The organism is Phaeobacter sp. CC-HEC084 (assembly GCF_059429255.1).
The window spans coordinates 1,860,473-1,874,527 of sequence record NZ_JCAIJQ010000002.1 but is presented as its reverse complement, the minus strand read 5'-3'; the positions used below and the strand labels follow the sequence as shown (position 1 = coordinate 1,874,527).

General features: G+C 63.5%; 15 protein-coding genes. 7 read left to right on the top strand and 8 right to left on the bottom strand.

Annotation, left to right across the window (positions count from 1 at the left end; genetic code table 11):
- Positions 1 to 8: 8 nt before the first annotated feature.
- Entirely contained in the window at positions 9 to 428 is a 420-nt protein-coding gene (locus AC5SSZ_RS09155; RefSeq protein WP_274832002.1) for a cupin domain-containing protein, read from the bottom strand.
- A 70-nt stretch (positions 429 to 498) separates the two neighbouring features.
- Here AC5SSZ_RS09155 and AC5SSZ_RS09150 point away from each other — a divergent pair, with 70 nt between their 5' ends.
- A complete protein-coding gene (locus AC5SSZ_RS09150; protein ID WP_495437976.1) occupies positions 499 to 1,917 on the top strand; it encodes a protein adenylyltransferase SelO in 1,419 nt (472 codons plus the stop codon).
- A gap of 167 nt (positions 1,918 to 2,084) precedes the next feature.
- Here the strand turns inward: AC5SSZ_RS09150 and AC5SSZ_RS09145 are convergent, their stop codons facing one another.
- A complete protein-coding gene (locus AC5SSZ_RS09145) occupies positions 2,085 to 2,993 on the bottom strand; it encodes a DMT family transporter (protein WP_495437975.1) in 909 nt (302 codons plus the stop codon).
- A 148-nt stretch (positions 2,994 to 3,141) separates the two neighbouring features.
- Here AC5SSZ_RS09145 and AC5SSZ_RS09140 point away from each other — a divergent pair, with 148 nt between their 5' ends.
- Entirely contained in the window at positions 3,142 to 3,843 is a 702-nt protein-coding gene (locus tag AC5SSZ_RS09140) for an endonuclease/exonuclease/phosphatase family protein (protein ID WP_274833713.1), read from the top strand.
- Positions 3,844 to 3,920: 77 nt separating this feature from the next.
- Here the strand turns inward: AC5SSZ_RS09140 and AC5SSZ_RS09135 are convergent, their stop codons facing one another.
- Positions 3,921 to 5,252 (bottom strand): DEAD/DEAH box helicase, encoded by a 1,332-nt coding sequence (locus AC5SSZ_RS09135; protein ID WP_065273258.1) that lies wholly within the window; start codon positions 5,250 to 5,252, stop codon positions 3,921 to 3,923.
- 364 nt (positions 5,253 to 5,616) lie between these two features.
- On the opposite strand from AC5SSZ_RS09135, the gene AC5SSZ_RS09130 reads away from it, so the two are divergent.
- The 3 genes from AC5SSZ_RS09130 to eno all read left to right on the top strand — a co-directional run bounded on the left by AC5SSZ_RS09130 (position 5,617) and on the right by eno (position 8,497).
- Positions 5,617 to 6,030, top strand: coding sequence for a Fur family transcriptional regulator (locus AC5SSZ_RS09130; protein ID WP_065273259.1), 414 nt, complete (start codon positions 5,617 to 5,619; stop codon positions 6,028 to 6,030).
- 150 nt (positions 6,031 to 6,180) lie between these two features.
- Positions 6,181 to 7,062: a DMT family transporter gene (locus AC5SSZ_RS09125; RefSeq protein WP_274836811.1), complete on the top strand. Its 882-nt coding sequence runs from the start codon at positions 6,181 to 6,183 to the stop codon at positions 7,060 to 7,062.
- A 160-nt stretch (positions 7,063 to 7,222) separates the two neighbouring features.
- A complete protein-coding gene (eno, locus tag AC5SSZ_RS09120; protein ID WP_065273261.1) occupies positions 7,223 to 8,497 on the top strand; it encodes a phosphopyruvate hydratase in 1,275 nt (424 codons plus the stop codon).
- A 71-nt stretch (positions 8,498 to 8,568) separates the two neighbouring features.
- On the opposite strand, the gene AC5SSZ_RS09115 is transcribed toward eno, so the two are convergent.
- The 5 genes from AC5SSZ_RS09115 to mazG all read right to left on the bottom strand — a co-directional run bounded on the left by AC5SSZ_RS09115 (position 8,569) and on the right by mazG (position 11,734).
- Positions 8,569 to 8,817: a DUF2798 domain-containing protein gene (locus tag AC5SSZ_RS09115; protein WP_274828503.1), complete on the bottom strand. Its 249-nt coding sequence runs from the start codon at positions 8,815 to 8,817 to the stop codon at positions 8,569 to 8,571.
- 251 nt (positions 8,818 to 9,068) lie between these two features.
- Positions 9,069 to 9,344: a YMGG-like glycine zipper-containing protein gene (locus AC5SSZ_RS09110; protein ID WP_274832009.1), complete on the bottom strand. Its 276-nt coding sequence runs from the start codon at positions 9,342 to 9,344 to the stop codon at positions 9,069 to 9,071.
- A 139-nt stretch (positions 9,345 to 9,483) separates the two neighbouring features.
- Positions 9,484 to 9,939, bottom strand: coding sequence for a GNAT family N-acetyltransferase (locus AC5SSZ_RS09105; protein ID WP_274832010.1), 456 nt, complete (start codon positions 9,937 to 9,939; stop codon positions 9,484 to 9,486).
- Positions 9,936 to 10,877 (bottom strand): nucleoside hydrolase, encoded by a 942-nt coding sequence (locus AC5SSZ_RS09100; RefSeq protein ID WP_065273265.1) that lies wholly within the window; start codon positions 10,875 to 10,877, stop codon positions 9,936 to 9,938. The genes AC5SSZ_RS09105 and AC5SSZ_RS09100 overlap by 4 nt, the downstream gene beginning before the upstream one ends.
- Positions 10,878 to 10,909: 32 nt before the next feature.
- A complete protein-coding gene (gene mazG, locus AC5SSZ_RS09095; RefSeq protein WP_495437969.1) occupies positions 10,910 to 11,734 on the bottom strand; it encodes a nucleoside triphosphate pyrophosphohydrolase in 825 nt (274 codons plus the stop codon).
- 62 nt (positions 11,735 to 11,796) lie between these two features.
- Between mazG and AC5SSZ_RS09090 the strand changes: the two genes are divergently transcribed.
- Together AC5SSZ_RS09090 and speB are read left to right on the top strand one after the other, a co-directional pair.
- Positions 11,797 to 12,972 (top strand): M20 aminoacylase family protein, encoded by a 1,176-nt coding sequence (locus tag AC5SSZ_RS09090; RefSeq protein WP_065273267.1) that lies wholly within the window; start codon positions 11,797 to 11,799, stop codon positions 12,970 to 12,972.
- A gap of 108 nt (positions 12,973 to 13,080) precedes the next feature.
- Positions 13,081 to 14,052: an agmatinase gene (gene speB / locus AC5SSZ_RS09085; protein WP_274832012.1), complete on the top strand. Its 972-nt coding sequence runs from the start codon at positions 13,081 to 13,083 to the stop codon at positions 14,050 to 14,052.
- Positions 14,053 to 14,055 lie beyond the last annotated feature (3 nt).

The following is a 14,055-nucleotide window of genomic DNA, read 5'->3' as shown; positions in this document are numbered from 1 at the left end:
CCAAAGGGTTATGCGCGCGGAATATCAAACTCTGGCGCGGCCAGCTCGAACCCTTCGAACCGGAACCCAGGCGATACAGTGCAGCTGACCAGGGTATAGTCTCCGGTCGTGCGGGCAGCCTGCCAGTGACCTGTGGGCACGATCAGCTGCGGCGCGCCCTTCGTCAGATCCGGGGTCAAAAGGTGATCTGTGGCGGGGCCTTCATCTGTTTTGGACAGCGACAGGACCAGCGGCGCGCCTGCGTGATACAGCCAGATCTCGGCCGCATCGACGCGGTGCCAGTGACTGGCTTCCCCCGCTTTGAGCAGGAAATAGATGCAAGTGCCGGTGGGGCGCCCGTCGTTCTCGGCAACCCAGGTCTGCCGGTACCAGCCGCCCTCGGGGTGGGGTTCCAGTTTCAGCTTTTCGATGATCTGATCCGCCGTCATCCGCGCCTCTTTCCTGCTGTCTGTGCCTGTTTGATCTGGCAATCCGTGCCTTGCCGCATATGTTTGGGCCATGACATTGCACATCCCCTTTGACAACACATACGCGCAGCTTGCGCCTCAGTTCTACAGCAAACAGGTGCCGGAACCGGTGTCCGCGCCCCGCCTGCTTGCCTTCAACAACGATCTGGCACAGCTCATGGGGATCACCACGGGCGATCTGCCGGAGATGGCCGAGGTGTTCGGCGGCAACCGCATCCCCGAGGGGGCCGATCCGCTGGCGCAGCTTTATGCCGGGCATCAGTTCGGCAACTTCAATCCGCAGCTGGGGGATGGGCGCGCGATCCTTTTGGGCGAAACCATCGGCAGCGACGGCAAGCGCCGGGATATCCAGCTCAAAGGCTCAGGCCGTACGCCCTATTCGCGGCAAGGCGACGGGCGGGCTTGGCTGGGGCCGGTGTTGCGGGAATACGTGGTGTCCGAGGCGATGCATGCGCTTGGCATCCCCACCACGCGGGCGCTGGCCGCAGTAGAAACCGGCGATCCCGTCTGGCGTGAAGGCGCCAAGCCCGGCGCGGTCTTGACGCGGGTGGCGGCAAGCCATCTGCGGGTGGGAACCTTCCAGATCTTTGCTGCGCGCGGTGATGTCGCGGCGCTGCAGCGGCTGACGCAATACGCCATCGATCGGCACTACCCGGATGCCCAGGGTCCCATGAGCCTGTTGCGCGCGGTGCGCGATGTACAGGCGCAGCTGGTGGCGCAGTGGATGTCGGTGGGCTTTATCCACGGCGTGATGAATACAGACAATTGCGCCATTTCGGGCGAGACGATCGATTACGGCCCCTGCGCCTTCATGGATACGTACAACCCTTCGCAGGTCTTCAGTTCGATCGACCGGATGGGGCGCTATGCTTACGACAACCAGCCGGGGATCATCGTCTGGAACCTCGCGCAGCTGGCCACGGCGCTGATCCAGCAGCTGGACGATCCGCAGGCGGGTGTGGAGGAAGCCACCGAGATCGTGCATGCCATGCCGGGGGTGATCGAGCAGGAATGGCTCAGTCGCTTTGCCGCAAAGGTCGGCATCGCCACGCCGCAAGAGGGCGACATGGCGCTGATCGAGGATCTGCTGGAGCGTATGGCGGCGGGGCAGGCGGATTTCACCAACGCCTTCCGGGCGCTAGCTGGTGAGAATGCCCGTGACCAGTTCCTTGACCCTGCGGCCTTTGACAGCTGGGCGATGGGCTGGCGCCAGCGGTTAGAGACAGAGGAAAACCCCGAGGCGCTGATGCGGCAGGTCAACCCGGCCTTCATACCGCGCAACCACCGTATCGAAGAGATGATAGCGGCTGCGGTCCATGGCGACATGGCGCCGTTTGAACGGCTCAATCTGGTGCTGGCACGTCCCTATGAGGATCAGCCGGAGCACGCGGAGCTGCAAAACCCGCCGCGCCCCGAAGAGATGGTCGCAGCAACTTTCTGCGGCACCTGAGGCAGAGAAGCATGGGCAGCGCTCCCGCGCGGGCTCGGCCTCCTTGCGGAGGCGCTCTCCCCCTTGGGCCCGGCGCCGTGCTGCGCACGGCGTGCGCGCCTTGACGCACCAGACCCAAGGGGAGCGGATACATCTGTGATGCGTCCGCGACGGGCGGGAGAGCTTGCTTATCCGATTGTGGTGCGTTTGTCGGGGCGGTTGATCAGGAAGACGCCTGCCGCCACCAGTGCCAGTGCCAGCCAGACCTCATATGACAGTGTCTCGCCAAGGATCAGCCAGCCCATCACCACCGCCAGCACCGGCGAGAGAAAGCTGAAGGAGGCGACCGAGCCGGCCTTGTAGATGGTGAACAGCCAGAACCACAGCAGGTATCCGAGGCTGGCAATCGCAATGGCCTGAAACAGCACGCCTGCGATATGGATCGGCTCGGGTGCGCGCAGCAGCGGCCCGAAAAGCGGCGACAGTGCCAGCAACAGCACGGCCGAGACCGCCAGTTGGTAGACCAGCTGCGTCACCGCGGGCACCCGCGACAAGGGCGTTGCCCGCACGCAGAAGGCCAGCCCGGCCCAGCACAGGGTCGAGATAAGCGCCAGCACATCGCCCAGAACCGAAGCGCCGCTGGCGTCCCGGTCCAGCACCGCCAGAACCACACCGCCCATCGCCAGCACCAGGCCAACAACGCGCAGCCCGCTCAAGCGTTCTCCCGGCAGCCACAGATGCGCGGCCAGCGCCAGCCACACGGGCATCGAGTTGAAAATGATCGTCACCCGCGACACCGATGAGACATCCAGCGCCCAGAACAGGCAGATGAATTCACCAGTGAATAAGAGGCCCACCACGATGCCCCAGCCGTGGACCCCCGCTGGCATGCCGCCTTCGGGGCGCAGCCTTGAGCGGCGCAGCCAGACCCAAATGAGGATCACCGCCAGCGCGATAAGCGAGCGCAGCCCGGCCTGGAACACCGGGCCAAAGCCACCGTTGGCGATCTTGATAACAACCTGATTGAAGCCAAGAAGGGCAGCAAAGCCGGTCAGGGCAAGGGCGCCCGCGGCGTCCATGGATCTTTTTTCCGTCATGGGCGCATCAGCACCGGGAGGTAACGGACTGTCAAGCAAGACGTTTCGCCAAAATCGGCTGCAATCGTGCGCGCCTTGACGCAGGCAAGGCGATCTTGGCTTGCACCGGCTTTGCGGGCGATGAACACTGGCAGGGAAAGGAGCGCCCATGCCCGAGACCACCCTGCGTCTGGCCAGTTACAACATTCAGAAATGCGTTGGTCTGGACCTGCGCCGCCAGCCACGCCGTATCCTGAACGTGCTGGAGGACATGGGCGCGCGGATCGTGCTGTTGCAGGAGGCGGACAAGCGTCTGCCGCCCCGGCCCGCGGCGCTGCCGCATTTCGTTCTGAACGAGGCGGGTTGGCAGGATGTAGATCTGGGCGGGGCCGGATCGCTGGGCTGGCATGGCAATGCGGTGATCTGGAAGGGCCAGGGCATTTCCCTGTGCGACAAGGGGCATATCGACCTGCCGGGCCTGGAGCCGCGCGGCGCGGTCTGGGCGGCCTTTGACACCCCCATCGGCCCCCTGCGCGTGGTAGGCGCGCACCTGGGGCTCACCGGGCGGGCGCGGCGGGCGCAGGTGCGGCATCTGGCGCAGCACAGCGCGAAATGGACCGATATGCCGACGGTCTGGGGTGGTGATTTCAACGATTGGTCGCGCAGCTCTGTCCTGGACCGGCTGGCGCCGATGATGCGGTTCCTGCCGCCTGCCCCCAGTTTTCCGGCGCTGCGACCGCTTGGCGCGCTGGACCGAATTGCCCATAGCACAGGTCTGGAGGTGGTGCGGGCTGGGGTGCATCAGGCGCAGCCAGCGCATATCGCCTCAGACCACCTGCCGGTCTGGGCGGATCTGCGGCGCGCCGGTTAGGCATCCGCCGCACAAAGAAAACCGCCACACAATGGCGCGGCGGTTTCCGATTTTTCTGATCTGTTAGCAGCTTTGGCTTAGCTGGAGCGACGGCGCTGGCCGCCTTGTCCGTTGCCCTGGCCGCTGCCACCTTGACCGCCGCTTTGACCCTGGCCACCGCGGCCTCCGCCGCCGCCACGACGCCGACGGTTGCCACCGGGGCGTCCGCCGCCGCCGGGTTTGCCGCCGCCACCCGGGCCGCCACGACGCCCCTTGGGCGCTGCCGGATCGGGCAGCACTTCCCACGGGCGGCCCGAGGCGACCGGAATGGTGATCTTCATGGTCTTCTGGATCGCCTTCAGCTCATCCATCTCGTCCGGTGCGCAGAATGCGACGGCCTGACCGTCCTTGCCCGCGCGTGCGGTGCGGCCGATGCGGTGCACATAGGCATCCGGCACATTGGGCAGTTCGTAGTTGTAGACGTATTTCACGTCTGGGATATCCAGACCCCGCGCGGCCACATCGGTGGCCACCAGCACTTTGATCTCACCGGATTTGAAGGCGGCAAGGGCACGTTCGCGCTGACCCTGGCTCTTGTTGCCGTGGATTGCGGCAGCGGCGAAACCGGCCTTGTCCAGCACCCGCATCAGCTTTTCCATGCCGTGTTTGGTGCGGCCAAAGACCAGCGTGCGCTCGTCCTTGTGCTCGGTCAGCAACTCTTTCAGCAGGCTCAGCTTTTCCGCCTTGGCGATGAAATGCACCGATTGGGTGACCTTGGCCGCCGGTTTGCCCGGAGGGGTCACTTCGATGCGCACCGGGCGCTGCAGGTAGGAGTTGGCGATCTCGTTCATCTGTTTCGGCATGGTGGCAGAGAACAGCATGGTCTGGCGCTCTTCCGGCAGAAGGGCCGAGATCTTGCGCAGGGCGTGGATGAAGCCGAGGTCCAGCATCTGGTCGGCCTCGTCCAGCACCAGGAAGTCGCAGGAGCCAAGATCCAGCGCGTTACGGTCCAGAATGTCCAGCAGGCGGCCGGGGGTGGCCACCAGAATATCGGTGCCGCGGGCAATACGCTGGATCTGCGGGTTGATCGAAACACCGCCGACCACCAGGCCGATCTTCATCGGGGAGCCTTCGGTCAGCCCTTTGAGGGTCGCGGCGATCTGGTTGGCCAGTTCGCGGGTCGGCGCCAGAACCAGACCGCGCACGGTCTTGGCCGCTGGTTTGCGGCCATAGTCCTGCATGCGGGTGATCAGCGGAATGCCAAAGGCGGCGGTCTTGCCGGTACCGGTCTGGGCCAAACCCAGTACGTCCTCGCCGTTCAGGGCATGGGGAATGGCGCGCGCCTGAATCGGGGTCGGATCCTTCAGACCCATGTCATCAAGGCGGGCGAGAAGCTGCTGCGGCAGCCCCATAGTCGAAAATTCAGTCACTTGTCGTCCTTTCGCGGCCTTCGCATCATGCAAAAGACCGGTGCCGCAGCTCCGGGACTGCGTCCCGGATTGCGGAGATGGGTGGGGCAGGGACCTCGGGCGGGAGCTGGCCGGATGCCAGGCCGCTGGCCTCTGCAAACGCCCCACGCGTGATTTTGGGAACACGGGCATATCACTAAGACGCCGGGAAATGCCTGCACCTCAGGTGCAACCGGGCCGTCTCTGCTCACGCGGCAGGGATGGATGCCTGACGCCCAAATGGAGGCCCCGGCTCGGAATGTCAATGGGCACGACAGGTGATTTGACGGTTTGCGCCCCGAGCTTGGTTCGTTACACAGGGAGCCCAGAAACGGAGAGGACTGCGATGGCAGAATCGATTATCGCCCGCTGCGAGGCCAAGGGCCTGCGTATGACCGGCCAGCGCCGTGTGATTGCGCGCGCCCTGCAGGACAGCGATGATCATCCGGATGTGGAGGAACTCTACGCCCGGGCCAGCGCGCTGGATGCCGGGATTTCGCTGGCCACGGTATATCGCACGGTAAAGCTGTTCGAAGAGGCCGGTATTCTGGACCGGCTGGAATTTGGCGACGGCCGCGCCCGTTACGAGGACGCGGACCGCGAGCATCATGACCACCTGATCGACATCAACACTGGTGAAGTGATCGAATTCTGCGACCCCGAGATCGAGGCGCTGCAGGAAAAGATCGCGGCCAAGCTTGGATACCAGCTGAAGGGACACAAGCTGGAACTCTACGGCGTGCCGACAAAAAAGAGCTGACAAGCTACATTCATCACGATGCGTGATGATTAACATCACAACATGTTGCATCATCCTGTCGCGAAACCGCTTGCCGGTGGCGGCAATGCTGGGCATGCCCGGATTTGCAGGGCGCCTATCGCGGGGGCCGGGCACAGGAAGGGCGCGCGCATGAACAACATTAACGGTATTCTTCTGGTCATCGGAGCGATGGCAGCCTTCACCCTGGAGGATATGTTCATCAAGACCCTCTCCGAGGGGCTTCCGGTGGGGCAGATCCTGATCCTTCTGGGGCTCGGCAGCGGCAGCGTCTTTGCAGTTCTGGCGAAATTGCAGGGGCACCGGATCTTTGCCCCGCGCGCCTGGCGCCGGATGCCGGTGCTGCGCGCCCTGACCGAGGCGCTGGCTGCAGTCAGCTTTGCCACATCGCTGGCGCTGGTGGATATTTCCGTTGTGGCCGCCGTGTTTCAGGCAACGCCGCTTGTCATCACTATGGGCGCGGCGCTGTTTCTGGGTGAGCAGGTCGGCTGGCGGCGCTGGAGCGCGATCCTTGTTGGTTTCGCCGGGGTTCTGATGATCATCCGGCCGGGGCTCAGCGGATTTGAGCCTGCTGCCCTGCTGGTGCTGGTCTCGGTTGGGGCGGTTGCCGCGCGGGATCTGCTGACACGTGTGATGGACAGTGCCGTGCCCTCCACCGTGGTCAGTTTTCAGGCCTTTGCAGCCGTCATTCCGGCGGCGGCGCTGCTCTTGGTGCTGACGCCCGGAGAGGCGCGGGCGCTGGAGGGGGGCGAAACGCTGATGATGCTGGGCGGCGTTCTGTTCGGTGTGTTGGGTTACTACGGTATTGTTTCGGCGATGCGGGTCGGGGATGCCTCGGCTGTGACGCCCTTCCGCTATACGCGGCTTGTCTTTTCGCTGCTGGCGGGCGTCATCATGTTCAACGAACGCCCCGATGCCATGACCCTGGCCGGGGCCGGGCTGATCATAGCCTCTGGCCTTTACACCTTCCTGCGCGAACGTCGACTGGCCCGCGCCGTTCCGGCGGCGGCCTGATCAGGCACATCGCCGCAGCTGCAAAACTGTTGGCGCAAACAGCGAATTGTTAGCCCTAACCGGTGAAATAAAGGCGCGTTAGCGATAACGGAAACGGTTTACAATCTGCCCTCGGCTGCTATGACGCTGGCAACCAATTGCCACAGTCAGGAACCGACCGATGAGCACCATTATCGACATTCACGCCCGCGAAATCCTTGACAGCCGGGGCAACCCGACCGTCGAGGTTGATGTGATCCTCGAAGACGGCACCATGGGCCGCGCCGCTGTCCCCTCGGGCGCATCGACCGGCGCCCATGAAGCGGTGGAAAAGCGCGACGGTGACAAGAGCCGTTACATGGGCAAGGGCGTTCTGGAGGCCGTGGCCGCCGTCAACGGTGAGATTGCCGAAGAGCTGGTCGGCTTTGACGCGACCGAGCAGGTTGCCATCGACAGCGCGATGATCGAACTGGACGGCACCGCCAACAAGGGCCGTCTGGGCGCCAATGCCATTCTGGGCGTATCGCTGGCCGTGGCCAAGGCGGCTGCCGATTTCACCACCCAGCCGCTGTTCCGCTATGTGGGCGGCACCTCGGCGCGGGTTCTGCCGGTGCCGATGATGAATATCATCAACGGCGGCGAACATGCCGACAACCCGATCGACATTCAGGAATTCATGATCATGCCGGTGGCCGCGGAGAATATCCGTGACGCCGTGCGCATGGGCGCCGAAGTGTTCCACACCCTGAAGAAAGAGCTGACCGCAGCGGGCCTCAGCACGGGGATCGGCGACGAGGGCGGCTTTGCCCCCAATATCGCATCGACTCGTGAAGCGCTGGATTTCGTTCTGAAGTCCATCGAGAAGGCAGGCTACCGCCCGGGTGAGGACATCTATCTGGCGCTCGATTGTGCCGCCACCGAATACTACAAGGACGGCAAATACGTTCTTTCGGGCGAAGGCAAGACCTTGTCGAGCGATGAAAACGTCGCTTACCTGTCGGCGCTGGTGAACGATTACCCGATCATCTCGATCGAAGACGGCATGGGCGAAGACGATTGGGACGGCTGGAAAGCCCTGACCGACGCCATCGGCGACAAGGTGCAGCTGGTGGGTGACGATCTGTTTGTGACCAACCCGGCGCGTCTGGCCGAAGGCATCCAGCGCGGCTCGGCCAACTCGATGCTGGTCAAGGTGAACCAGATCGGCTCGCTGACCGAAACCCTGCGGGCCGTCGACATGGCGCACCGCGCGGGCTTTACCAACGTGATGTCGCACCGTTCGGGCGAGACCGAGGACGCCACCATTGCCGATCTCGCGGTTGCCACCAACTGCGGCCAGATCAAGACCGGCTCGCTGGCGCGCTCCGACCGGCTCGCGAAATACAACCAGCTGATCCGCATCGAAGAAGTGCTGGGCGAAGTGGCCGAATACGCAGGCCGTTCGATCCTGAAATAAGGATCAGGCGACAGATCTGATGAAAGGCCCCGTCGGTATCGGCGGGGCCTTTTGCGTGTCCTGCGGGCGGTTCACCCGGCGCTGCGTGACAGCGTCAGGAGGCGGATCAGGCGGCTGGCCAGGAAAAAGGCGAGTGGGCCGACGCCCAGCGACAGGACAAAGGCGATGGGCATCGCGATCACGAACCGTCCCAGCCAGAGGCCAACCCATCCGGGCGCAAAGCCGGTGGGAAAGGCGGTGAAGATACCGGTCATCAGAAAGGCCATCATCAGCGCGATGAAGAACTGGGCGAGGATGACTGTCGTTTTGGGGTGAGGCATGAACGCACTCCGTTTTCTATCTGTGTAAACGGGATGCGACGGGTCATTTCACGATATACCGCAGCACCCCAGTGACGGGGACTGCTGCGGGTTCAGGCAGGGATGTCCAGCCTGACTAACTCTTGCAGGCGCCGCTTTAGGGCGGCGTCCCGCAAGGGCCGGGATAACCGGACCGGCCCTGCGTTTTTCAGCGTAAGCCTCGCTAGCACCCGGTCAGGGCACCGGTCAAGGCGCGCGGTGTCAGATTGCGATCAGGGGCAGGGCGCTTCGTAATAGGTGCCGTCGCCGCGGGCATAGGCGCAGGTGTTTGTGGCCTGGTTCTGGGCCACCACGGTGCCAGCTGCCGCACCGGCAAGGGCAGCGATGATGCGCCAGTTCTTGTTGGCATCCAGCGCCTCGGCGGCGATCAGACCGGCAGCGGCGCCGCCGGTGACACCAACGACGGTGCGTTGTTCGGTGGTCAGGTTCTCGCAACCGGTCAGGGCTAGAACGGCAGCAGCGGTGAGTGCGGTGAGTTTTGCTTTCATCGGACATCTCCTGTCAGTGGTCTGAGGGGGAGTATTGCGCCGATTTCAGCGCCCCGATCTGTCCTGGATCAACTTTTGGGAAAAATCCGAAGGACACGCCCAAAGTGGCGAAAACCTGCCTGATGCGCTGTTTGGGGCCTCAGGGGATGAGTCTCTTGCTCATCAGCATCTCGCCTTCGCGCGGCTGAAAACGGGCGCGGGCGTAAAGGCGCTGTGCCTGTTCATTGGCCTGATCGACGGTGAGATGCAGCGCCGTGATCCCGGCTTCGGCCAGGGTTTTGGGCAATTCTGTCAGCACTTCGGTGGCAATGCCGCGGCCGCGTACGGCGGGGCGGATGTAGATCTCATCCACCATGCCGTCCATGCCGCCAAAGGCGACCGACCAACTGAAGGTGACCACGATATAGCCAATGGGCGCACGGGTGGGGCCGATGATATAGACTGCGCCATAAGGCATGCCCTCCAGCAGCGGCGCGATTGCCGCCTCGCGCTGCTCGGCGCTGCTGTCGATGCCCATCTCCTCATGGCAGGCTGCGACCAGCGGCAGGAGCTTGCCCAGATGCTCGGGCTTGGCGAGATGCAGTGCGGCGCTCATAGCCGGGCCAGACGGTCGGTGATCAGGGCGAAAAAGCCGTCCGCGTCCACATCGCCCATGAACATGGCATTGGGCGCGTGGTCGGTGACGCCCCACCAGTCGGCGACAGTCATGCCGAGGGTCAGCTCCGATCCGGTTTCGACCTGAACGTTCACGTGACGACCTGAAAAGAGATCAGGTTGCAGCAGATGTGCGATGACGCAGGGATCGTGCAGCGGTCCGCCTTCAGAGCCGTATTTGGCCACATCAAACCGTTCAAAGAAATCCAGCATATCGGCGGTGAAATGACCGGCGCGAGTATCCAAAGCGCGGATCGCAGCGACCCGGGGCCGGGTTGCCAGCGCCTTGTGGGTGACATCCAGCGGCATCACAACCAGCGGCACGCCGGAGGTAAAGACGGTTTCGGCAGCCTCGGGGTCGACGTAGATGTTGAATTCGGCGGCGGGGGTGACATTGCCGACTTCGAAATAGGCGCCGCCCATCAGTACGATCTCCTGCACCCGGTCGATAATATCTGGCGCCTTTTTGAAGGCCGTCGCGATATTGGTCAGCGGACCCAGCGGGCAGAGGGTGACCGAGCCGGGCGCGTGGCGACGCAGGTTGTGAATGATGAAATCCACTGCGTGCCCGTCGGTCAGCGGCAGTTGGGGCTCCCACAGCTCGGGGCCATCAAGGCCGGTCTTGCCGTGCACATGTTCAGCCGTCACCAGCGGCCGGGCCAGTGGCGCATCGCAGCCCGCCAATACCGGCACATCGCTGCGCCCAGCGACTTCGCAGATCATGCGGGCGTTCTTCTGCGTGAGCGATAGCGGCACGTTGCCAGCGACGCAGGTGATGCCCAGCACCTCCAGCTCGTCGGGGCTGGCCAGCGCCAGCAGCAGGGCAACGGCATCGTCCTGGCCGGGATCCGTGTCGATGATGATCTTGCGTGCGGTCATGAAAGGTCTTTCTGTATCTCTTTTGGTCACGGTCAGGTGGCTTTGGCGCGCTGGGCTTCCTTTTCGGCATCCCACAGGGCGTCCATCTCTTCAAGCGTGCTGTCCTCGGGGCGTTTGCCCAGATCGGCCAGACGCGCTTCGACGCCTTCGAACCGGCGGATGAATTTTGCGTTGGCGCGGCGCAGGGCGGCCTCGGGTTCGACCCCCAGATGGCGGCCCAGATTGGCCATCACGAACATCAGATCGCCGAATTCCTCTTCCACCGCGTCCTGTGTCAGCTCGTCCCGCGCCTCCACCAGTTCGGCGGCCTCTTCCTGGATCTTGTCGATCACGTGGCTGGCATCGGGCCAGTCGAACCCCACCCGGGCGGCGCGTTTTTGCAGCTTATGCGCCCGCAGCAGTGCGGGTAGACCGACGGCGACGCCATCCAGCGTGCCCTGTTGTGCCTTGCCCGCGCGTTCTGCGGCCTTGATCGCCTCCCAGTCGCGGGTCTGCTGCTCGGGGGATTTATCACGCGATTCGTCACCAAAGACATGCGGATGACGGCTGACCATCTTGTTCGACATGGTGGTGACTACGTCCTGAAAGCTAAAATGCCCGGCTTCCTCGGCCATCTGCGCGTGAAAGACGGATTGGAACAGCAGATCGCCCAGCTCACCCTTCAGCTCATCCCAGGCTTCGCGCTCGATCGCATCGGCGACCTCATAGGCTTCTTCGATGGTATAGGGCGCGATGGTGGCGAAATCCTGCGCCACATCCCAGGGGCAGCCCGTTTTGGGATTCCGCAGGGCGCGCATGATTTCCAAAAGTCGTTCGATTCCGGCGGTTTCGTCGTGGATGAGCTCTGTATCGGCCATTGCAGCTGCCTATTGATCGGTGTCAGATGCATCATCCCGAGTCTGACCAAGGAGTCCACCCCATGCCGGTCGTCAACCGCATCGCCGATTTTGCCACTGATATGACCGCATGGCGGCGCCATCTGCACCAGATCCCGGAGCTGGCGCTGGATCTGCCCAAGACCGCCGCATTCGTGGCCGAGCGCCTGCGCGAATTCGGTGTGGATGAGCTGCACGAGGGCATCGCTCAGACCGGCATGGTGGCGATCATCAACGGTCAGGGGCATGACGCGCCGGATGCGCCCACGATCGGCCTGCGCGCCGACATGGATGCACTGCCCATCCCCGAGGAAACCGGCGTCGAATATGTCTCGGGCCACGCGGGCAACATGCACGCCTGCGGCCATGACGGACACACCACCATGCTGCTGGGCGCAGCGAAATACCTCGCCGAGACGCGTAATTTCAGTGGCCGCGTCGCGCTGATCTTCCAACCCGCCGAAGAGGCCATCGGCGGTGCCCGTATCATGGTAGAAGAAGGCGTGATGGAGCAATTCAACATCGGCGAGGTCTACGCGCTGCACAATCTGCCGGGGCTGGCCGAGGGCAGTTTCCTGACCACGCCGGGGCCGATCATGGCGGCGGTGGATACCTTCCATGTGCGTATTCAGGGGGTTGGCGGGCACGGCGCCATGCCGCACGAGACCCGCGATCCGGTGATGGCGGCCTGCGGCATTGCCCAGGCGATACAGACCATCGTCAGCCGTAATCACTATGCGCTTCAGGATCTGGTGGTCTCGGTCACCCAGATCCATACCGGCACCGTCGACAACGTCATTCCCGACACGGCCTATATCAACGGCACCGTCCGCACCTTTGATCCGGAAGTGCAGGACATGGTGATGCGCCGCATGGAGGAGATCGTGGCGGGGCAGGCGGTCTCTTACGGCGTCGAAGCGACGCTGGATTACGAGGTCGGCTATCCCGCGACCATCAACGATGCGGACAAGGCGGATTTTGCTGTCGGCGTCGCGCGCGAAATCGTCGGCGAGGACCGGGTTGTCCCCGATGCCACCCGCGACATGGGGGCCGAGGATTTCTCTTACATGCTGAACGCCCGCCCCGGCGCCTATCTGTATATCGGCCAGGGCGATACCGCCGGGCTGCACCACCCCAAGTATGACTTTAATGATGCCATCGCGCCGGTCGGGGCGTCCTTTTTCGCCCGTCTGGTGGAGCGCGCACAACCCGCAGCGTGACTGGCTTGCAAGGGCGGGTATTCATACCACCCTCAGCAGGTGACAACATAGTTTCAGTCGGGTATTCCCGGCTGAAACGGGGTTAACAACTTGTAACGGGGCCGGCCGATGGCATTGGAAGACGCAAAGACCCAGGTGGATCAGGCTTTCACCCGCGAAGACCTGAAGGGGCTCAGCTATGAGAACACCTTTGGCGGGGCACCGTCCTTTGCGCGCCGCCGCTACACCAAGGATCTGAGCGCCGCGGATATCGCCGTTACCGGCGTGCCCTTTGATCAGGCGGTGACCAACCGCCCCGGCACCCGGCTGGGCCCGCGCGCGATCCGCGAGGCGAGCCTCTTGCAAAGCCCCGATGCCCCCTATGGCTGGGGCTTTGATCCCCTCAGCGAACTGGCGATTGCGGATTACGGCGATCTGGCCTTTGACTATGCCAACGTCCCGGCCTTTCCCGGCACCCTGCAGGCCCATATCAAGGGCATTCTCGACAGCGACACCGCTTCGGTCACGCTGGGCGGCGATCACTACATCAGCTTTCCCATCCTGAAAGCCTATGCCGAGAAATACGGTCCGATCTCGCTGTTGCAGTTTGATGCCCATACCGACACCTGGGCCGATGATGATTTCTCGCGCGTGGATCACGGCACCATGTTCTATAAGGCGGTGAAATCGGGGATCGTGGACCCTGCGACCTCGGTTCAGGTGGGCATCCGCACCACCAACGAGGACACGCTGGGCGTCAATATCATCGACGCCCCCACCGTGCATGAGATCGGCCCGGCAGAGACTGCCCGCCGCATCAAGGACATCCTCGGCGACCGGCCCACCTATCTGACCTTTGACATCGACGGGCTGGACCCGGCTTATGCGCCCGGTACCGGCACTCCGGTCTGGGGCGGGCTGACCTCGGCGCAGGTGGCGCGGATCCTGCGTGATATCGCCGGGATCAACATCAAGGGCGGCGATGTGGTGGAGGTTTCGCCTCCGTTCGATACTACCGGCGCGACGGCGATTGCGGGGGCTCATGTGGCGATGGAAATCATCTGCCTTCTGGGCTGGAATATGACAAAGAAGAATGGCTGAGCA

Bases quoted from the DNA above. Each gene is read 5' to 3' on its own strand.
- AC5SSZ_RS09105 (WP_274832010.1), bottom strand. From the start codon at position 9,939: ATGAGCGCCGCACTGCATCTCGCCAAGCCCGAGCATCTGGGCAAGCTC.
- AC5SSZ_RS09125 (WP_274836811.1), top strand. From the start codon at position 6,181: ATGAACAACATTAACGGTATTCTTCTGGTCATCGGAGCGATGGCAGCC.
- AC5SSZ_RS09090 (WP_065273267.1), top strand. From the start codon at position 11,797: ATGCCGGTCGTCAACCGCATCGCCGATTTTGCCACTGATATGACCGCA.
- AC5SSZ_RS09115 (WP_274828503.1), bottom strand. From the start codon at position 8,817: ATGCCTCACCCCAAAACGACAGTCATCCTCGCCCAGTTCTTCATCGCG.
- eno (WP_065273261.1), top strand. From the start codon at position 7,223: ATGAGCACCATTATCGACATTCACGCCCGCGAAATCCTTGACAGCCGG.
- mazG (WP_495437969.1), bottom strand. From the start codon at position 11,734: ATGGCCGATACAGAGCTCATCCACGACGAAACCGCCGGAATCGAACGA.
- AC5SSZ_RS09145 (WP_495437975.1), bottom strand. From the start codon at position 2,993: ATGACGGAAAAAAGATCCATGGACGCCGCGGGCGCCCTTGCCCTGACC.
- AC5SSZ_RS09130 (WP_065273259.1), top strand. From the start codon at position 5,617: ATGGCAGAATCGATTATCGCCCGCTGCGAGGCCAAGGGCCTGCGTATG.
- AC5SSZ_RS09110 (WP_274832009.1), bottom strand. From the start codon at position 9,344: ATGAAAGCAAAACTCACCGCACTCACCGCTGCTGCCGTTCTAGCCCTG.
- speB (WP_274832012.1), top strand. From the start codon at position 13,081: ATGGCATTGGAAGACGCAAAGACCCAGGTGGATCAGGCTTTCACCCGC.
- AC5SSZ_RS09100 (WP_065273265.1), bottom strand. From the start codon at position 10,877: ATGACCGCACGCAAGATCATCATCGACACGGATCCCGGCCAGGACGAT.
- AC5SSZ_RS09140 (WP_274833713.1), top strand. From the start codon at position 3,142: ATGCCCGAGACCACCCTGCGTCTGGCCAGTTACAACATTCAGAAATGC.
- AC5SSZ_RS09155 (WP_274832002.1), bottom strand. From the start codon at position 428: ATGACGGCGGATCAGATCATCGAAAAGCTGAAACTGGAACCCCACCCC.
- AC5SSZ_RS09150 (WP_495437976.1), top strand. From the start codon at position 499: ATGACATTGCACATCCCCTTTGACAACACATACGCGCAGCTTGCGCCT.